Annotated in this window: 20 protein-coding genes and 1 tRNA gene; 15 read left to right on the top strand and 6 right to left on the bottom strand. The window is 68.4% G+C overall.

Annotated elements, in window-relative coordinates; all coding sequences use genetic code 11:
- The first annotated feature begins 4 nt into the window (after positions 1-4).
- The 6 genes from ARTB_RS20600 (at position 5) to ARTB_RS20625 (ending at position 5,338) form a co-directional block, all read left to right on the top strand.
- A complete protein-coding gene (locus ARTB_RS20600; RefSeq protein ID WP_243182163.1) occupies positions 5-1,585 on the top strand; it encodes a rhamnulokinase in 1,581 nt (526 codons plus the stop codon).
- Positions 1,582-2,385 (top strand): (Fe-S)-binding protein, encoded by an 804-nt coding sequence (locus tag ARTB_RS20605; RefSeq protein ID WP_243182164.1) that lies wholly within the window; start codon positions 1,582-1,584, stop codon positions 2,383-2,385. The genes ARTB_RS20600 and ARTB_RS20605 overlap by 4 nt, the downstream gene beginning before the upstream one ends.
- Positions 2,382-3,962 carry a LutB/LldF family L-lactate oxidation iron-sulfur protein gene (locus ARTB_RS20610; RefSeq protein ID WP_243182165.1) on the top strand — a complete coding sequence of 527 codons (1,581 nt, stop codon included), beginning with the start codon at positions 2,382-2,384 and terminating at the stop codon, positions 3,960-3,962. Before ARTB_RS20605 ends, ARTB_RS20610 begins: the two co-directional genes overlap by 4 nt.
- Positions 3,959-4,600 carry a LutC/YkgG family protein gene (locus ARTB_RS20615; RefSeq protein WP_243182166.1) on the top strand — a complete coding sequence of 214 codons (642 nt, stop codon included), beginning with the start codon at positions 3,959-3,961 and terminating at the stop codon, positions 4,598-4,600. Before ARTB_RS20610 ends, ARTB_RS20615 begins: the two co-directional genes overlap by 4 nt.
- 184 nt (positions 4,601-4,784) lie before the next feature.
- Positions 4,785-5,024: a hypothetical protein gene (locus ARTB_RS20620; protein ID WP_243182167.1), complete on the top strand. Its 240-nt coding sequence runs from the start codon at positions 4,785-4,787 to the stop codon at positions 5,022-5,024.
- A 128-nt stretch (positions 5,025-5,152) separates the two neighbouring features.
- Complete coding sequence (locus ARTB_RS20625; protein WP_243182168.1) at positions 5,153-5,338, top strand: hypothetical protein; 186 nt, start codon at positions 5,153-5,155, stop codon at positions 5,336-5,338.
- Positions 5,339-5,371: 33 nt separating this feature from the next.
- Here the strand turns inward: ARTB_RS20625 and ARTB_RS20630 are convergent, their stop codons facing one another.
- Entirely contained in the window at positions 5,372-5,740 is a 369-nt protein-coding gene (locus ARTB_RS20630) for a hypothetical protein (RefSeq protein ID WP_243182169.1), read from the bottom strand.
- Between the two features lie 130 nt (positions 5,741-5,870).
- Between ARTB_RS20630 and ARTB_RS20635 the strand changes: the two genes are divergently transcribed.
- The gene (locus tag ARTB_RS20635; RefSeq protein ID WP_243182170.1) at positions 5,871-6,647 is read left to right on the top strand and encodes a type 1 glutamine amidotransferase domain-containing protein; all 777 of its coding nucleotides are present in this window, start codon (positions 5,871-5,873) and stop codon (positions 6,645-6,647) included.
- An 86-nt stretch (positions 6,648-6,733) separates the two neighbouring features.
- Here the strand turns inward: ARTB_RS20635 and ARTB_RS20640 are convergent, their stop codons facing one another.
- The 3 genes from ARTB_RS20640 to ARTB_RS20650 form a co-directional block, all read right to left on the bottom strand.
- Positions 6,734-7,171 carry a hypothetical protein gene (locus ARTB_RS20640; protein WP_243182171.1) on the bottom strand — a complete coding sequence of 146 codons (438 nt, stop codon included), beginning with the start codon at positions 7,169-7,171 and terminating at the stop codon, positions 6,734-6,736.
- Positions 7,172-7,664: 493 nt separating this feature from the next.
- Positions 7,665-7,916, bottom strand: a complete 252-nt coding sequence (locus tag ARTB_RS20645; protein ID WP_090582464.1) for a hypothetical protein — start codon at positions 7,914-7,916, stop codon at positions 7,665-7,667.
- A gap of 1,126 nt (positions 7,917-9,042) precedes the next feature.
- Positions 9,043-9,132 (bottom strand) — tRNA-Ser (locus tag ARTB_RS20650).
- A gap of 123 nt (positions 9,133-9,255) precedes the next feature.
- On the opposite strand from ARTB_RS20650, the gene ARTB_RS20655 reads away from it, so the two are divergent.
- Genes ARTB_RS20655 through ARTB_RS20670 form a run of 4 tightly spaced genes read left to right on the top strand, consistent with a single transcriptional unit; the run spans position 9,256 to position 13,358 of the window.
- A complete protein-coding gene (locus ARTB_RS20655; protein WP_243182172.1) occupies positions 9,256-10,317 on the top strand; it encodes a dehydrogenase in 1,062 nt (353 codons plus the stop codon).
- A gap of 3 nt (positions 10,318-10,320) precedes the next feature.
- The gene (locus ARTB_RS20660) at positions 10,321-10,719 is read left to right on the top strand and encodes a 6-pyruvoyl trahydropterin synthase family protein (RefSeq protein ID WP_243182173.1); all 399 of its coding nucleotides are present in this window, start codon (positions 10,321-10,323) and stop codon (positions 10,717-10,719) included.
- 9 nt (positions 10,720-10,728) lie between these two features.
- Positions 10,729-11,994, top strand: a complete 1,266-nt coding sequence (locus ARTB_RS20665) for a glycosyltransferase family 4 protein (protein WP_243182174.1) — start codon at positions 10,729-10,731, stop codon at positions 11,992-11,994.
- A gap of 35 nt (positions 11,995-12,029) precedes the next feature.
- Positions 12,030-13,358 (top strand): DNA glycosylase AlkZ-like family protein, encoded by a 1,329-nt coding sequence (locus tag ARTB_RS20670; RefSeq protein ID WP_243182175.1) that lies wholly within the window; start codon positions 12,030-12,032, stop codon positions 13,356-13,358.
- A 10-nt stretch (positions 13,359-13,368) separates the two neighbouring features.
- On the opposite strand, the gene ARTB_RS20675 is transcribed toward ARTB_RS20670, so the two are convergent.
- Positions 13,369-13,869, bottom strand: coding sequence for a nucleoside deaminase (locus ARTB_RS20675; protein WP_028277768.1), 501 nt, complete (start codon positions 13,867-13,869; stop codon positions 13,369-13,371).
- 90 nt (positions 13,870-13,959) lie between these two features.
- Here ARTB_RS20675 and ARTB_RS20680 point away from each other — a divergent pair, with 90 nt between their 5' ends.
- The 4 genes from ARTB_RS20680 to ARTB_RS20695 all read left to right on the top strand — a co-directional run bounded on the left by ARTB_RS20680 (position 13,960) and on the right by ARTB_RS20695 (position 16,623).
- Positions 13,960-14,790 carry a phosphatase PAP2 family protein gene (locus tag ARTB_RS20680; protein ID WP_243182176.1) on the top strand — a complete coding sequence of 277 codons (831 nt, stop codon included), beginning with the start codon at positions 13,960-13,962 and terminating at the stop codon, positions 14,788-14,790.
- A 12-nt stretch (positions 14,791-14,802) separates the two neighbouring features.
- Complete coding sequence (gene upp / locus ARTB_RS20685) at positions 14,803-15,438, top strand: uracil phosphoribosyltransferase (protein ID WP_018774274.1); 636 nt, start codon at positions 14,803-14,805, stop codon at positions 15,436-15,438.
- Between the two features lie 71 nt (positions 15,439-15,509).
- Positions 15,510-15,887: a glyoxalase superfamily protein gene (locus tag ARTB_RS20690; RefSeq protein ID WP_026266579.1), complete on the top strand. Its 378-nt coding sequence runs from the start codon at positions 15,510-15,512 to the stop codon at positions 15,885-15,887.
- Positions 15,888-15,942: 55 nt separating this feature from the next.
- Entirely contained in the window at positions 15,943-16,623 is a 681-nt protein-coding gene (locus ARTB_RS20695) for an HAD-IA family hydrolase (RefSeq protein ID WP_243182177.1), read from the top strand.
- 54 nt (positions 16,624-16,677) lie between these two features.
- Here ARTB_RS20695 and ARTB_RS20700 read toward each other — a convergent pair whose 3' ends face one another.
- Positions 16,678-18,567 (bottom strand): ArnT family glycosyltransferase, encoded by a 1,890-nt coding sequence (locus tag ARTB_RS20700; RefSeq protein WP_243182178.1) that lies wholly within the window; start codon positions 18,565-18,567, stop codon positions 16,678-16,680.
- Positions 18,568-18,749: the final 182 nt, after the last annotated feature.

The raw sequence follows: 18,749 nt of genomic DNA on the forward strand, positions 1-18,749 counted from the left end.
TGGGATGAGCCTTCCTGCGCTGAACACTGCGCCGCCAGCGGATACCGCGCCCGGCGGCGACCCGTTCGCTGGGAATGTCGATGCCGGCAGTGCTTTTGCCGCGATCGACATCGGCGCGTCCTCAGGCCGGGTCATCCTGGGCCGGGTCGCGGGCAGTCCCGGTGGGGCGAGGGCCGAGCTGGAGACCGTGCGCCGGTTCCCCAACGGGGTCAAGGAGCTCGACGGCGGCCTCCGCTGGGACTTCGACGCGCTGTTCGCCGAGGTCCTCGCCGGGCTCGCTGCCGCCGCCCGCGCGGCCGCGGCCCGCGGCGAAAGCATCGCCAGCATCGGGATCGACACCTGGGCCGTGGACTACGGGCTGGTCAACGACGCCGGTGACCTGGTCGCGGCGCCGTTCAGCTACCGTGACGACCGGTCCCGTGCCGCCATCTCCCGGGTCCACGAAAAACTCGATCCGGCCCGGCTCTACGCCACCACCGGGCTGCAGTTCCTGCCGTTCAACACGATCTACCAGCTCGCCACGGAGCCGGCGCTGGAGGGGCTGCAGGCGCTGCTCATCCCGGACCTCATCGGGTTCCTGCTCACCGGCCAGCGCCGCACCGAGGCCACCAACGCCTCCACCACCGGGCTCTTCGACGCCGTCGCGGGGGAGTGGGCCACGGAGTTCCTCACCGCCCTGGACCTCCCCACGAACCTGTTCCCGCCGCTGATCCAGCCCGGCGAGATGGTCGGCACCCTCACTCAGGACATCGCGGCACGCCTGGGACTTCCCGAAACCACCGCGGTGGTAGCCGTCGGCTCGCACGACACCGCCTCGGCCGTCGCCGCCGTCCCGGCGGACGCCGGAGGCGCTGGCGCCGGAGCTGCTAACGAGAATTTCGCGTACGTCTCCTCCGGCACGTGGTCCCTGGTCGGCGTCGAACTGTCCCACCCGGTCCTGACCGAGGCCAGCCGGACCGCGAACTTCACCAACGAACGCGGCGTGGACGGCACCATCCGCTACCTGCGCAACGTCGGCGGTCTCTGGCTGCTCAGCGAATGCCAGCGCACCTGGGCCGCCGAAGGCTACCGGCCGGGGCTCGAGGAACTGCTCGACGCGGCCGCGACTCTTCCGCCCGGCGGCCCGGTCATCAACGCCGACGACCCCTGTTTCATCGCCCCGGACAACATGCCCGAACGGATCCGGGCCGCGGTCCGGAACACCGGCGCTGTCTTGCCGGAGCATCCCGCGCACATCGTGCGGTGCATCCTGGACAGCCTCGCCGCCGGCTACGCCCGGACCATCGCCGACGCCGAACGGCTCGCCGACATCCAGGCCGGCGTCGTACACATTGTGGGCGGCGGATCCCAGAACCGGCTTTTGTGCCAGCTCACCGCCGACGCCACCGGCAAACGCGTGATCGCCGGACCCGTGGAAGCCACGGCCCTGGGCAACGTCCTGGTCCAAGCCCGCGCCGCAGGCGTGCTCAGCGGCGGGTTGGGGGAGCTGCGCGCGGTGGTGCGTGCCTCCCAGCACCCGGCGGAGTACGTGCCCTCAGCCCGGGCCGCACACCAGAGCGTCGTCCCCAGCGGAGGTGCCCAGTGAGGATCGCGCTTTTCGCCACATGCATCGTGGACGCCATGTACCCAGCCACCGCCCGCGCCACGGTGTCCATCCTCGAACGCCTCGGCCACGAGGTCATCTTTCCGGCCGGCCAGGCCTGCTGCGGGCAGATGCACGTCAACAGCGGCTACCTCAAGGAGGCGCTGCCCGTCGTCGCCAACCATGTGAAGGCCTTCGAAGACGATGAGTACGACGTCGCCGTCGCACCGTCCGGCTCCTGCGTCGCCTCCGTGAAGCACCAGCACCTCATGGTCGCCCGCCGCTGCGGGGACGCCGGGCTGGAAGCCCGGGCCGCCGCCGTCGGAGCCAAAACCTACGAGCTTTCCCAGCTCCTGGTGGATGTCTTGGGCGTCACCGACGCAGCGGCGCAGCTGGGCTCGTACTTCCCGCACCGGATCACCTACCACCCCAGCTGCCACGGCATGCGCCTGCTCCGGCTCGGCGACCGCCAACTGGACTTGCTGCGCTCGGTTGGCGGCATCGAACTGGCCGAACTGCCCGAGGCCGACCAGTGCTGCGGCTTCGGCGGCACCTTCTCGATGAAGAACGCGGACGTGTCCTCGGCGATGCTGGCGGACAAGACCGCCAACATCTGCGGCACGGGCGCCGACCTTTGCGCCGGCGGCGACGCGTCCTGCTTGATGCACATCGGTGGCGGACTGTCCCGGCAGGGCACCGGCGTCACCACGATGCACTTCGCCGAGATCCTGGCCAGCACCCTCGAGAATCCCGCCGCCGTCTCCGGCGACGTCCGCCTCACCACCGGAAGGACCGCACGATGAGCGGCACATTCCTGGGGATGCCGTCCCTGCCGGTCTTCGGCATCGGCAACCTGCACGAACACGAGCCCTTCCCGAAAGCCGCCCGCCGCGAGCTCGGCAACCCCCAGCTGCGGGCCAACCTCGGCCACGCCACCCGGACCATCCGGGACAAGCGGCTGGCCGTCGTGTCCGAACTCCCCGACTGGGAGGAGCTGCGCGAGGCGGGCCGGGCGATCAAGGAATCCGTCATGACCCGGCTACCGGAACTGCTCGAAGAGTTCGAGGCGAACTTCACCGCCCGTGGGGGGACCATCCACTGGGCCCGGGACGCCGGCGAAGCCAACAGCATTGTCGCCGCCCTCATCCGGGACCAGGGCGCCACCGAGGTGGTCAAGGTCAAGTCCATGGCCACGCAGGAAATCGGCCTCAACGAATACCTCGAAGAACAGGGCATCGCGGCTTACGAGACCGACCTCGCCGAGCTCATCGTCCAACTGGACCACGACAAGCCCAGCCACATCCTGGTCCCGGCCATCCACAAGAACCGCAGCCAGGTCCGGGACATCTTCCTGCGCGAAATGGAGGGGGTGGATCCGGAGCTCACCAACGAGCCGGCCCGCCTCGCCGCGGCCGCCCGGGCACACCTGCGCCGCAAGTTCCTCAGCGCCAAGGTGGCCGTGTCCGGCGCGAACTTCGCCCTCGCAGACTCCGGGACCCTCGCCGTCGTCGAATCCGAAGGCAACGGGCGCATGTGCCTGACGCTGCCGGAAACGCTCATCACCGTCATGGGCGTCGAAAAACTGCTGCCGGGCTGGGAGGACCTCGAAGTGTTCATGCAGCTGCTCCCGCGGTCATCCACCGGCGAGCGGATGAACCCCTACACCTCGCTGTGGACCGGCGTCACGCCCGACGACGGCCCGCAGAACGTCCACCTCGTCCTGCTGGACAACGGGCGCAGCGCCGCCCTGGCCGACGAGATGGGCCGCTCCGCGCTGCACTGCATCCGCTGCAGCGCCTGCATGAACGTCTGCCCCGTCTACGAACGCACCGGCGGGCACGCTTACGGATCCACCTACCCTGGACCGATCGGCGCGATCCTGTCCCCGCTGCTGACCGGGATCACGGCGGAGGAGAACAACTCGCTGCCATACGCTTCGTCCCTGTGTGGAGCCTGCTACGACGCCTGCCCGGTGAAGATCAACATCCCGGACATCCTGGTGCACCTGCGGGGCGAGGACGTGGACAGCAAACGCGGCAAGAACCGCAGGAAAAGGGCGATGCCGAGCCAGATGGACGTCGGCATGAAGGCGGCCTCCTGGGCGCTGTCCTCCGGAAAGAACCTGGGCCTCGTGGAGAAGGCGTTGCCCCTGGGCCGGCTTGCCGCTGGGCCGGACCGGAAGATCACCAAACTGCCCGGCATCGCCGCCGGCTGGACCCAGAGCCGGGACATCCCCGCACCGCCGGGGCAGTCTTTCCGTCAATGGTGGAACAAGGAACACCGGGCCGCCAGACCCGATGCAGCCCCGGCTGCCGGCACCGACGCTGCCGGCACCGACGCCCCCGGCCCAGGATCAGCCGGAACAGAGGAGAACCCGTGAACGCGCGCGCAGACATACTCGACCGGATCCGCTCCGCCCTCCGGGACGCCCCGGCGGTACCGGAGGTGCCCCGCGACTACCGGCGCTCCTCCGGGCTGGGCGGGGAGGAGCTCATCGAACTGCTGACGGACCGGCTCCTCGACTACAAGGCGAACGTCTTCATCGAGGAAGCCGCCGCGGTGCCGCAACGGCTCGCCGCCCTCCTCGAGGGCACCGGCCGCTACGCCGTGCCGCACGGCCTCGCGGAGTCCCTGTTTGCGGAGGCGGACGCTCACGACGGCGGCTCCGGCCGCCGCGTCACTGACGCCCCCGGGCAGCGGCTCAGCGTCGAGGAACTCGACGGGATCGACGCCGTCGTCACCGGCAGCGCCGTCGCCGTCGCCGAAACCGGCACCATCATCCTCGATGCCGCACCGGACCAGGGGCGCCGGGTCATCAGCCTCGTTCCGGACCGGCACATCTGCATCGTCCGGGCCGGGGAAATTACCGCCATCCTGCCGGAGGCCCTCCGCAGGCTCGACGGCACCCGCCCGCAGACCTGGATCAGCGGCCCCAGCGCCACCAGCGACATCGAACTCGAACGCGTCGAAGGCGTCCACGGCCCGCGCACCCTGGACGTGGTGATCGTTCGCGGGTAGAAGGCGGGAGACCGGGACCCGCTTCCCTGCCAGCGCGAGGGAAACGGGGCCTCCTGGTTGGCGGTGATGGTCCCGGAAAGTCGTTTGCCCCGATCACTCAGAGGAAACTCATGGTCTTCTCAGCAGGGAGTTGAACCATGGAAGCATGTACCTAGTCGACCCCAGAGCCTATGCGCATCGCCTAATGCACCCTGGCGCCTGGTTCCGCGCGACAATCCGCCGGCACGTTCCCGCAAGGGACCACGCTCGCGACCAGCAGCCCACGTACTCCAGGCTCGACTATCTGGAGGCTGGCCTCACGGGAACCCTGAGCACGGCCCAGTCACGGCGCAGGGCCAAGGAACTCGAGCAGGCCTTCCGGAACGGCGACGTTTCCTACGAGGACGCGTGCCTGGAGATGGAGCAACTCCAGGGGGAGCCCTGAACGGCTGGCGGCGCTCGACGGAACCGCGCGTTTCTGGGGGAGCCAGGACGAGGTCCGCTACGATGACGCTATGAGCACGCGGCTACGCTAGCCCCAGTCGGGGGCCGGCGACAATGGAAAGGCATTCCATGATGAAGCGCGCTCTGCCACATGCACTGTTCTATGTCTTCGGACACCGTGTCTGCTGTGGCGCCATTCCTGACTGGACCGCTCACGTCGGCCAGAAGTGGGAGACCTTTGATGTCGCACCCTACAACCTCTACAACGTCATCTGGCGCGCTCAGAACTGGGTCCTGCAGAACTGCGACGACTAGTCCGTTTTGGCTTCGGGGGCCGGTGCCTGCGTTTTAGGAGCAGGTGGTGAGGAAACCTGTGGCGCCGGGGCGGGCATGGAAGGTCACCGTGTGGCCGGCGTCATCGCGGAAGATGGCCTTTGGGCCGGTCACTGTGATGGCGCCGGGCTGGTAGGGGTTCATCCAGCCTTCAGGCGGGTTGCCGTGTCCGTCGTCCAGCGCCTCGTCTGCGACGAAATAGGCGCCCTGCACGAGCGCTTCATGGATGCCGCAGTGTGTGTAGAGACTGTACGGCGAGCCTGAGGCGGCCATCGTTGTTGGCTTGGCCGGGGTCCCACTTGCCGGATCCCCCTGCATCGCGCACCCGCACAGCAGCGCCAACCCTGCAGCGGCTGCGAGGCCCAAGTGGTATCGAGTTCTCATGCCCCAAGGCTCTAGGGCGTTGCCTCAATGGTCAAGAGCCAGGCAGGCCTGCCGGCAGGCAAAAGACAGCGGGGAGGGAGGGCCCGAATGGGCTGGGCGTAGGGTGGATGGTGGACGAAAGGAGCACTTCATGAAGAAAATCCTCATGGTACTGACCAGCGTTTCCGAGATCGGCGATACCGGAGAGAAGACCGGCTACAACGTGGCCGAGGCTGCACATCCCTGGAAGGTCTTCAAGGATTCCGGGCATTTCGTCGACTTCGCCTCCATCCAGGGCGGCCAGCCCCCGCGCGACGAGGTGGACTCAGAAGATCCCATCCAGGTCGCCTTCACGGAGGACGAGACCACGCGCGCCGGCCTCTACAACACTGCCCGCGTCGACGTCGTTGACCCCGACCAGTACGACGCCGTCTACCTCGTGGGCGGCCACGGCACGATGTGGGACTTCCCGGACAGCGAAGGCTTGCAGAATCTGGTGGCCAGCGTCTATAACGCCGGCGGCTTGGTCGGCGCGGTCTGCCACGGACCGGCCGGCCTGCTGAACGTGGAATTGAAGAACGGACTTCGCCTCGTCGAGGGCCGGAAGGTGGCCGCCTTCACCAACGACGAGGAGATTGCCGCAGGGAAAGACAAGGTCATCCCGTTCTTCTTGGCCGATCGGCTTGAGGAACAGGGCGCCACCCACGTCTCCGCTGACGTCTTTGAGGAGAAGGTCGTGGTTGACGACCGGCTGGTGACCGGCCAGAACCCGGCCTCGGCCGCCGGCGTGGCCAAGGAGATGGAGAAGCTCTTCGCAGCGGTCATCCATCAGGAAAAGGCCGAGGAACAGCACGACGCGGAGGCACTGCGCGCCGAAAAGGACGCCGAGAAGGACGCCAAGAAGGCTGCCGCTGAAGCGGAGCACTAACGCCAAGATCGCACTGGAACTGGTGGCCACCCCGGCAACGGGGTGGCCGCCTCCGGTATGCGGCAACCGCGAACACAAAACAAGGATCAGTAGCCGTACTTGTTGACCACGACCTGCACAATGTTGGTGTCGTCGTCCCGACCGTAGTCACTGATCGTGATGCGTACGTTCCAGCCGTCAATGACTCCAACACCCCGGCAGTCCAGTCCGCCGGCATTGATCCTCTGTTCCCGTACGCATGGCTTGTACTCCTGGGGCGTCAAACCCACCTGCTGAACGTACCGCTCCAGGTCACCCTCCAGGTACTTCCGGTGAGTGTCCCAACGGTATGCGTACTGGGAGCAAGGTCCATCGAGCGGGATGCACAGCGCACTGCCCACCGGATTCTGTGTTCTCAAGGGTTCCCATCCCGGCTCTGGTTGGAGGCGGTCGGCAATCGTCTTGAGCTCAGCGACGATCTGATCGCTCTTCCACGATGACCAGAGGAAGAGTGCGGTGACAAAGGCAACCGTTACTGCCAGCACACCGAGCCATATTTTGCGGCCTCTGCTCATTCTCGTCCCGCTCCCCACGGCGTACCTCTCTGGTTGTGAGACCTGGAGTCCACCCCGCCACCGCGCTGGGCTGGTCCACCGACCGTCTCGCCTTCGCCACCTACCGCCCCGAGCCGGGTGAATGACCGTCCTGCCGAGCGGTGGCCGGCAGCGCCTACGGACCTAACTGGCGCGGCGATAGCGGATGTGCGTGGCCAGCGGTGAGTGGAGCACCTCGGCCGGTTCGCCGCACCAATATTTCCATTTATAAGGAGTTCTATGGGGTTCTAGGGAATACCCTATAACGCCCTATAACTCCGTATAAGTGGGGGGTGAACCTGGTGGAACCCCTACAGCTCCGGCCAGGTGAAAATGGCAGTTTGATTCAGGACCGGTGTGACGGCTGGAATGACCGATGCCACCCCTGCGTCCGGACCAAGACCAGGGAACGCGACATTAGATCCGAAGGACACCTCCTGTCGGGCTACTGTAGATCGTCCGGGACGCCGAACCGCCTTCCAATGAGTACGCGAATGGCCGCGAGTAGAGGCTGATCTTCCAGCGCAATGCCCTCGCCCCCGTAATGCACACCCGTTTCGTCACCCACTGCTTCTATGTCAAAAAGGTTGAGGACCTCGGCCACGCGAACCTGATACTCGGTGGCGGTCATTTGGCGAGACACACGAACTGGAATTGTGCTGAGTTTGCGCGCGACCTTAGCAGCGGATTCATTCATGGGCGCACTCTTGCATGGCGTTCCGCCATTGCACAAGGGGGGCGCTTCGGACCTAGTCCGGGAGTATAAGGCGACGTTAGGCTCGCGGGATCTGGGCCCATCCTCCCGCGGCACCCGCCGGCAAGACCCTGTCGGCGCAGGTTCCCATACCGGCGGATCGTCGTGCAAAGACCCGCCAGGCTGCTGGCCGCTTCTTCGCCCGAGAGTGCGCAGTCAATCCACAACATAATGACCGTTATGTTGTGGGCGTTGATGTCGAGGCGGCCCGGCGTTGAAGCTACCGGTCGACCGGACTCAGAACACGTTCTGAGATGCTTCTCCTCTCGAGCCGGACGGAGGACTGATCTGGAAAGATCTACCAAGTTCTAGGTGGTTCTAGGAAAAACCGTAGAACCACCTAGAACTTGGTAGAACTCGGAATACCTGAAGTTGTCACCCCTAAAAACCCTGGGCTGACAATCTGGGTTCGAGCCCCATGCGCTCGCCTACAGCGGCCGTTGGCCTCCGTCAGCCCAGAATAGGTACACGGTCCGCCTCATAGCCGCGAAGCCCTTGGCTGTCGTGGACCTCTCGGAGATGATGAATGCAGCGCACTGAGAGGGGCGAGGCAATATCTGATGTGCGTCCGGACGCCCGAGCGTCCAGGATGGAAACCATTCTGCGTATACGGAGGGGAATCCGGGCGGCCCAGCTTCGGATTACCCTGGACGACGTCCAGGGACGTCAGACGCCGGAGGCGGTAGTACGACTTGCACAGCTAAGGCCCCCAAAGCTGCCGTCCCCCTTCGACACGTTGAGAACGCCGGACGGGAAGCTCCGGAGGGATCCGGAGGCTCGGAGAGAATTGGCTCTACATGTGCGCCGTAACATTCTGGCCGCGCAGCTGAGGGTCACCCTGGACGCGACGCGGGGCCGGCCTACGCCCGAAGCCGTGAAGCGACTGGCGCAGATGGAGCTTCCATCTCTGAGGTGAGGGATCTTGGCGCCGCCGCCGGGGCAGTCGTCGCACCCCAAGTGCGTGCGTTGGCATCTCGTTGCGGCGACGATTCCTCGAATATTGCACCAAAAATGCACCACGAAGGCCCCGAGAAATGTAGAAAACCCCCGGTTTCCCGGGGGTTTTCCGTGGCGGTGACGGTGGGATTTGAACCCACGTTGGCTTTTACACCAAACAACATTTCGAGTGTTGCACCTTCGGCCGCTCGGACACGTCACCAACCTGACTAGGGTACCGGAGCAAGGCGCCCATCCACAAAACGAGCCCCAACAGCACCCTCACACCGACTCGCCGGAACCACCCTTCCCCGCGAACAGCCCGGGCACTAGATTCGTAAGCACAATGACTACTTCTGAACAGCACGCCACGGCCACCGCCTATTGGACCGTCGGCCCGGAACAAGGCGAGCTCCGCAGCGAGGACCTGCCCGCCCCCGGCCCCGGGGAGGCACTGGTCCGGACCCTGTATTCGGGCATCAGCAAGGGCACCGAACTGGTGGTCCACCGTGCGAGTGTCCCGGAGTGCGTCGCCAACGCGATGGCCGCCCCCAACCAGGTGGGGGACTTCCCGTACCCGGTGAAGTTCGGCTACCTCACCGTGGGCGTGGTTGAGGACGGGCCGGAGGGCTGGGCCGGGAGGACCGTCTTCTGCCTCTACCCGCATCAGGACCGCTTCATCGTCCGGGTCGAATCACTCACCGTGATCCCCGACGGCGTCCCGGCCCGCCGCGCGGTGCTCACCGGCACCGTGGAAACCGCGATCAACGGCCTCTGGGAGGCCGGACCTCGCTTGGGCGACAGGGTTGCCGTGATTGGGGCCGGACTGGTCGGCGGTATGGTGGCCAGGCTCCTGGCCGGTTTTCCGCTCGCGCGGCTGCAACTGATCGACGTCGACCCCGCCAAAAGAGCGTTCGCGGACGCCCTCGGCGTCGACTTCAGCCACCCCGACGATGCCCTCCCGGACTGCGACATCGTGATCCACTGCTCGGCCTCGCAGGAAGGACTGCAGCGAAGCCTGCAGCTGGTGGGCGACGACGGCGACATCATCGAAATGTCCTGGTACGCCGACCGGAAAATCTCCCTCCCACTGGGGGAGGACTTCCACGCCCGCCGTCTGTCCATCCGCGCCAGCCAGGTGGGGGTGGTGGCCCGCGCCCGCCGGCACCGCCGCACCAACGCCGAGCGTCTCGCGCTCGCCGTGTCCCTGCTGCAGGATCCGGTCTTCGATGTCTTCCTGACCGGCTCCTCGACGTTCGCAGAGCTCCCCGGCGTCGTCCAGCGCCTCGCCGACGGCAACCTGGACGCCCTGTGCCACGTCATCGAATACCCGTCCTGGGACGCTCAATCCGCCGACCAGCCCACTGAGTTCAAATCCGCCGACCAGCCCACCGAAGCCACGAGGTAGCCCGTGTTTAGTCTGACTGTCCGCCGCAACTTCATGATCGCCCACAGCCTTCCGCGCGAGGTCTTCGGCCCGGCCCAGGGCCTGCACGGGGCCACCTTCGTCACGGAGGTGACCTTCCGCCGTCGTGAGCTCAATGACGACGCGATCGTGCTGGACATCGGCGCGGCAGGGGACGCGGTGGACGAGATCCTGGACGAGCTGAACTACAAGAACCTCGACGAGCACCCGGACTTCTCCGGCAAGCTGAGCACCACCGAAGCCCTCGCCCGGTACATCGCCGACGCCGTCGCCACCCAGATCCGCGTCGGCAACGACGGGCGCGACCTCGCCGGGCTGGACGTCACCCTGCGCGAGACCCCCGATGCCTGGGCCAGCTACTCGCTGGACTTCGACGCCAGCTAGGCGGCGCAGATGCCGCCGGCCAGCCCTCGTATCCGTCTTGTGGTGCCCGGCAACGTCCGGCACAACTCCGGTGGCAACGTCTACAACGCGGCGCTCGCCCGGGAGTTGACGGCCCTCGGTGCCGCGGTGGAAACCTGCCCGCTCGACGGCGACTGGCCGGGAGGCAGCGCGGGGGACCGGCGGCGCCTGGCCACGCTGCTGCACGCGGGGCCCGACGGCGGCCACGCCTGGGGCGGCGGCCCCGCAACTGCCGGCGCCGCAACTTGGGGCACAGTGACGGTGGTCGACAGCCTCCTCGCCTGCGGTGCGCCCGAGGAGCTGGAAGGGGCCGCTGCGGCGGGGGACCGGGTCTGGATCCTGCTGCACATGCCCCTGCCGGACCACCCGGAGCGCGAACGCAGGGCCCTGCGGGCGGCTGCCGGCGTCATCTGCACAAGCGGTTCGGCCGCGGCGGGCATCCGCGCCCGCCACGGCCTCGACGGCCTCCGGGTGGCCCTGCCCGGGACCGCCCCCGCGCCGCTCGCGGCCGGCAGCCGGTCGGCCGGCGCGCCGCACCTGATCGCCGTGGCGGCCCTGCTGCCGAACAAGGACCAGTCGCTCCTGCTGGACGGGCTCGCCCGGCTCGCGGATGTGCCCTGGACGGCGTCCCTCATCGGCTCTGACACCGCCGATCCGGCCTACGCCGCGCAGCTCCGGACCTCCGTGGAGCGCCTGGGCCTGGCCGGGAGGGTCCGCATCCCGGGCGAGCTGCGGGGCCCGGCACTGGATGCTGAATGGGATGCTGCCGATCTCAGCCTGCTGATTTCCCGGGCCGAAACCTACGGCCTGGTGGTCACCGAATCCCTGGCCAGGGGGATTCCCGTGGTGGTGCGCGAGGGCACCGGAGCCGTCGAGGCGCTCGCCGCCGGCACCCTGCCCGGGCAGCCGGCGGCCTTTCTGCCGCCGGACTGTCCACCCGGCACACCGGTGCCGGGGTTGCCGGGCGCCGCCGTCGGGCTCGGAACGGACCCCGCCCCGCTGGCGGACCTGCTCCGCCGCTGGCTGGACGACCCCGGTCTCAGGGGCCGCTGGCGGGAGGCGGCAGCGGCCGCCCGGGGCCGGTTGCCCGGCTGGGACGCCACCGCCCGGACCGTTCTGGGCTTCCTGTCGACGGAACCGACGGAACCGACGGAACCGACGGAGCCCACGGAAACCGCGGAACCCACGGAAACCGCGATAACCGGTGAAACTGGGCCGCCCAGAAACCATCCGGCGCGGGTTGATACGGCTTCTTGATACCGCTGACAGAGAAGCTGTTGGAGAATGAGCCCATGAGCACCCACCCTGTCGCCACGCAATCGCCGTCGGTAGAAAAGCCCATCAACCTGCCGGAGCCGCAGAGCCTGACCCCGGAGCGGCTCCGGGCATGGTCCTGGCACCGGCAGGGCCTGGATGGCTCGCTGGCCGGCTGCACGGCGGAGCAGGTCCTCGCCCGGGCAGGCTGGGCCCGGTCCGTGGGCGGCGCCAACCCCTACCTCACGCTCTTCGCCCGCGCCGGCATCCGCCGCGAACAAGTGGACGCCAACGTCCTCGCCCACCGGATCCTGGAACTCCCGGTCGCCCGCGGCTGCACCTACGTCCTGGGCCGGGAAGACTTCGCCTGGGCGCTTCAGCTGGGCCGGGACGCGGCCGAGTCCGCGTTCAAGGTGGTCGGCCGGCTCGGCGTGGACCGCGGCGAAATCACGCTGCTGGAAGAGCAGGTGCTGCACACCCTCGCCGAGGCGGAGGGGCCGATGGATCCCCGGCAGCTCAAGGACGAGCTCGGCGATTCAGTGCGCAACCTGGGGGAGGAAGGCAAGAAAAAGGGCGCCACCACCACCCTGCCTACCGCCCTGGGGATCCTGCAGTCGGACGGCCGGATCCGCCGGGTCCCGGCGAACGGGCGACTGGACCAGCAGCGCTACGCCTACCAGCCCTGGGGCCTGCCGCCCAGCGATCTTGACGACGAGGATGCGCGCACCGAGCTGATCCGGCGCTACCTGGGCTGGACCGGCGGAGCCACCTTCAAACAGTCGCAATGGTTCACGGGGTTCACCGTGGCGCAAAGCAAGGCGGCGCTCGCCGCCGTCGGCGCCGTCGAGGTGCCCACCGCCCTGTCCACAGCAATGGCCGGGTCACATGTCACCGGCGGGGACCCGCTGTGGATGCTGCCCGAGGACCTCGGCGGCCTCGCCGCCTTTGAGGAGCCGGCGGGGGAACAGATCCAGCTGCTGGCTGGAACGGATTCCCTGTTCCTGCTGCGCCGCAACGCGGCGGACCTGCTGGCCGAGGAGGACCTGCACAAGCCGGCGCTGGGGTCGCTCGCGCTGCAGGCGGATCTCCCGGACCACCCGATCCTGGACCGCGGCCGGATCATCGGACTCTGGCAATACGATCCGGCCCGGGAACGGATCGTGCCCTGGCTGTTCCACGGCCCCACGCCCGCGGTGACGCAGCGGATCGCCGAGGTGGAAGCCTGGATCCGCGAGGACCTCGGTGATTTCCGGGCCTTCAGCCTGGACTCTCCGGCCTCCCGGCAGAAGCGGATCGATGGGCTCGCGGCTTCCGCTGTAGCCTCAGCGTCACCGGCCGGCGCGTCATCTGCCGGCGGCGCAGGCTAGCCGGAACGGATCAGGCGCGGTGCCCGGCGAAGAAGTCCCGCAGCAGCGCTGCGCACTCCTGCTCACGGACGCCTGCAACCACTTCCACCCAGTGGTTGAGCCGGCGCTCGCGGAGGATGTCGAACACGGAACCCGCGGCGCCGGCCTTCTCGTCCCAGGCACCGAACACCACCCGCGGAATCCTGGCGAGGACGATCGCTCCAGCGCACATCGCGCAGGGTTCCAGCGTCACCACCAGAGTGCAGTCCTCCAGCCGCCAGCCGTCGTCGCCCTTGCCTTCCAGAGCCCGGTGCGCCCGCAACCGCGCGGCGGCCTCCCGGATGGCGACCATCTCGGCATGGGCCGTCGGGTCCCCGAGGGCCTCACGTTCGTTTCGCCCGGCGCCCAGCACGGAACCGTCCGGTCCGATCACGACGGCGCCGATCGGCACGTCCGCGGTGGCCAGGGCATTCCGGGCCTCCGCCAGGGCAAGGCTCATCCATTGGGCATGGCGGGGCTCAGGGGCAGTCATGGGTCAATGATAGTTTCGACCCTAAGCATGCTGTGCAGCTCGGCTGTGCGGCCCATGTAATTAACGTTGTCAAGTAGTCGGGAGACGGCCGTGACCACCGGAACAGAGAACTGGCTGGCGCACCGCTGGGGCAAATGGGTGGTGCCCTACGCGGCCCTGTGGATCACCATGCTGATCGGCGGCGTGGTGGTGGTGATCCTGGCCCTGGTGAGCGCAGAAGTCTACGACAACGTGGTGGACGACGCCGGCCTCGCGAACCTGGACAAACCGACGCTGGCGTTCATGGAGCAGCTGCGCAACCCCGGCCTCGACGCCTTTATCACCGGGTTCACCAACATCGGCGGCGGCATCGGGATGCCCATCCTGGCAAGCATCCTCACGGCAGTGCTCATCTACACCTCCCGGACCTGGCGGCCGCTGATCCTGATCGGCGGTGCCGCCGCCGTCTCGGTCACGGCCACGTCCCTGGGCAAGAAACTGATCGGCCGAACCCGCCCGGACCATGCCGACGCTGTGCCGCCCTACGAGAACTCGCCGTCCTTCCCGAGCGGCCACACGCTGAACACCACGGTGGTGATCGCACTCGTGGTGTACCTGGCCTGCCTGCAGATCAAGCGGACCAGCGCCAGGATCGGCCTGATCACCGCGGGTGTGGTCTTCATCGTCGCGATGGGCCTCAGCCGGGTCTACCTGGGCCATCACTGGATGACCGACGTGATCATCGGCTGGGTCATCGGGCTGGCCTGGGTGGGGATCGTGATCCTGGCCCACCGGCTCTTCCACGTGCTCCGGCACCGGGAACACGCCGGCGCCGCGCCGACCTTCGACCACCCCGCCCACCTTCATGACGGCACTACACAACCCGATACGAAGGACGCCGATACTCCGGGCACCGCGGGACGGTCCTCAGCATCCGGGTGATAGTTTTGACACATGCGCACTCTCGTTGTGGACCACCCGCTGGTCGCCCATAAGCTCACCGTTCTGCGGGACAAGAACACCCCGTCCCCGGTCTTCCGCCAGCTCACCGAGGAGCTTGTCACCCTCCTGGCGTACGAGGCCACGCGTGATGTCCGCACCGAACCGGTGACCATCGAGACGCCCGTCAGCACCACCGTCGGCACCGCCTTCACCAAGCCGACCCCGCTGGTGGTCCCGATCCTCCGCGCCGGGCTGGGCATGCTCGAGGGCATGACCAAGCTGGTCCCCACGGCCGAGGTCGGCTTCCTGGGCATGGCCCGCGACGAAGAGACCCTGGACATCATCACCTACGCCGAGCGCCTCCCCGAAGACCTCACGGACCGGCAGATCTTCGTCCTCGATCCCATGCTGGCCACCGGCGGGACCCTGCGCGAGGCCATCAAGTTCCTCTTCAAGCGCGGCGCCTCCGACGTCACCTGCATCTGCCTGCTTGCCGCCCCGGAGGGTCTGGCCAAGCTGGAGGAAGAGTTGTCAGAGGCGAACGTGACGATCGTGCTGGCCTCGATCGACGAGAAGCTCAACGAGAAGTCCTACATCGTGCCCGGCCTGGGCGACGCCGGAGACCGCCTGTACGGCATCGCCGGCTAGGAGCGGCGCCGCCGAGGCGCAACACGGAGGATCCCTTCCGCGCCGCCGCGGACCGCGCTAGCCTGTGCGGCATGGATTGGAAACTTGAACTCGTGTTTGTGCCGGTGTCCGATGTGGACCGGGCCAAGGATTTCTACGTCAACAAGGTGGGCTTCAACGCCGACTACGACGAACGGCCCATGGAGGGCCTCCGGTTCGTCCAGCTGACGCCACCGGGCTCCGGCTGCTCGATTGCGATCGGCGAGGGCCTCAACGACGCCCCGCCCGGTACCGCGCCCAGCCTGCAGCTTGTGGTCAGCGACATCCAGGCCGCGCACAAGCAACTCAAGGACAACGGCGTGGACGTCAGCGACGTCGACGTCCAGGACTGGGGGCACTTTGTCCACTTCGCCGACCCCGACGGCAACAAGTGGGCGGTGCAGTACATCCCCCACCGGCCCAACGGCTGATCCCGGTAGGCTCCGCGCGGCCGGCTGACCCGGGGTCATGCGGCAGGATGGAGGCATGAGCTCTCCATCCCGTTCCGGCACCACCACCCTGACCGCCCGCGCCGTCCTGTTCGATATGGACGGCACGCTGGTGGATTCCACCAGCATCGTGGAGCAGGTGTGGACCACGTTTGCGGCCCGCTACGGCCTGGACATCGGCGAGATCCTGCGCTCCTCCCATGGCGTCCAGGCCATGGACACCGTCCGCAGGTTTGCCCCGGCCGGCTCCGACATCCAGGCCCTCGCGGCCGAGCTCGGCCGGATGGAGCTGGCCGAGACCCGGGGCATTGTTCCGGTGCCCGGCGCGCCGGAGCTGCTGGCGAGCCTGCCGCCGGATGCCGTGGCGCTGGTGACGAGCGCGTCACGGGACCTGGCCGGGGTCCGGATGGCAGCCGCGGGGATCGGCGTCCCGGCCGTCTCGGTCACATCGGAGGACGTCATGCGGGGCAAGCCTCACCCTGAGGGATACCTCCGGGCGGCCTCCCTGCTGGGTGTCGCCCCGGCCGATGCGGTGGTGTTCGAGGACGCCCCGGCAGGCATTGCCGCGGGCATCGCCGCCGGCGTCCGGACCGTGGCCGTGGGGCCCAATGCCGGCGAACTGCCGGTCGGTGTGCTGCACATTCCCGACTACTCCGGGGTGGCCGTGACCACCCACGTCACCGGCGCCGGCCTGCGCACCCTGTCCTTCACCTTCTAGCCCCCACCTTCTAGCCCCGCCGCCGCCCGGCCCGGACCCGACGGCGTCGCCCGCCTACCCGGCCAGCAGGTACACGCTGGTCCCGCCCACGGTCCGGGCGGTGAAGTTGTCCTGCACCCACGCGGCAATCTGGGCGGCATCGTTGGATCCGCTTTCGCCCTGCATCAGGCGCCCGGCAATGAAGTAGTGGATCTTGCCGTCGGCCACGTATTGCTGGAACTGCGCCAGGGTCGGTGCGGGGTCCGTGCCGTTGAACCCGCCCACGGCCATCACCGGGAGCTGCGTCGCCAGCTGGTAGCCGGCGGCGTTGTTGGATCCGACGACGGCGGCGGCCCAGGTGTAGGTCCCGGCATCTGTCTGCAGCGCGGCCACGAGCGCCGCCGACGGCGTGCTGGCCCCGAGCAGGCCGCCCATTCCGCGCGCCCCTTGTCCGCGGCCTGTCCCGGCGCCTGTGCCTGTGCCAGTGCCGTTCGCCGTCGTGGCACCGCCGAAGCCGCCTCCTGCCGCGCCGCCGAGGGCCGGCGGTATCCCGGCCCCGCCCCGTCCGGACACGGCCGGGCCTGCGCTGACAATCGAGCCGCTGTGGGCCGTGGCCGCGGTGGACAGCGAGTAGGCCAGCGGACCGGCGAGGGCCGCGGCGACGGGGAGCGCCGCCGTCGTCCGCGCCACCGTCCTGGACGCCATCATCCCCATTCCCTTCACCCCCGGGGCCGCGGCGGCCAGGACCAGGCCGGCGGCGGCGAGCGCGCCCAGGAGCGTCACCCAGCGCAGCCACGGCATGTACGCCGCGGTGCGGACCAGGAGTTCGGCGGCCATGGCCCCGGCCGCCACGATCGCCACCGCGAGGACGGCGGCGGCCACGGGCTGGTTCCGCCGCTGCCAGAGCAGGACGCCGCCTAGCCCGGCGAGCCCGGCGATCCCGGGCGCCAGCGCCACCATGTAGTACGGGTGGATGATCCCGGCCATGAAGCTGAACGTCAGCCCGGTAACGGCAACCCAGGAGCCCCAGATGATCACCGAGGCCCGTACCGGGTCGGTGCGCGGCGCGCGGCGGCCCAGCCAGAGCAGCCCCGCTCCGAGCAGCAGCACCGAGGGCAGCAGCCAGGCGATCTGGCCGCCGAACTCGCTGTTGAAGAGCCGGAACAGCCCGGGCGTGCCCCAGCCGTTGCTGCCGCCCACACTCCCGGTTTCATCCCCGTTCAGCCGGCCCAGGCCGTTGTAGCCCAGGGTCAGTTCCAGGATGGAGTTGTTCTGCGAGCCGCCGATGTACGGGCGGTCCGCCGCCGGAATGAGTTCGACCGCGGCCAGCCACCAGCCGGCGGCGACGGCCATCGCCGCGCCCGCACCGAGCAGGTGAAGAATGCGCCTGCCCGCCGTGGCCGGCGCCGCGAGCAGGTAGGCCACGGCGAAACCGGGGACAACCAGCAGGACCTGCAGCTGCTTGGTGAGGAACCCGAAGCCCAGCAGCAGCCCGGCGAACAGCAGCCAGCGCACGCGCGCGTCCTGGATGGAGCGCAAGACGGCGTAGGCGGCCGCGGTCATCAATAACACCAGCAGGGCGTCGGGGTTGTTGAACCGGAACATCAGGACGGCCACCGGTGTCAGCGCCATGACCGCACCGGCGAGGAGCCCCGCGCGGTGGGCCAGGCCGGCGTCGGCCGTGGCGGGGGCCGCGGCCCGGCGGACGGCCAGATAGACCAGCCAGACCGTGCCGACCCCCATGAGCGCCTGCGGCACCAGGACGCTCCAGGAGCTCAGCCCGAAGATCCGCACCGACAGGCCCATCACCCACAGCGACGCCGGCGGCTTGTCCACGGTGATGGCGTTGGCGGCGTCGGAGGAGCCAAAGAACCAGGCCGCCCAATCCTGCGACCCGGCCTGGGCCGCCGCGGAGTAGAACGCGTTTGCCCAGCCGGAGGCGCCGAGATTCCACAGATACAGCACGGCCGTGGCCAGCAGCAGCCCCGCCAGTTCCAGCCGCTGCCGCAGGGCCCGGGCGCCAGGGACGGCGCCTGTCTCTTATACACATCTGACGCTGCCGACGATATGTAGTCAGTGTAGATCTCGGCGGACGCCGTCTCATTCAAAAAAATCAGAGGGTGTGGACCCGCCAAGCCTGATATACT

The sequence above is a fragment of the Arthrobacter humicola genome, assembly GCF_022803015.1.
Taxonomy (GTDB): Bacteria; Actinomycetota; Actinomycetes; order Actinomycetales; family Micrococcaceae; genus Arthrobacter; species Arthrobacter humicola_A.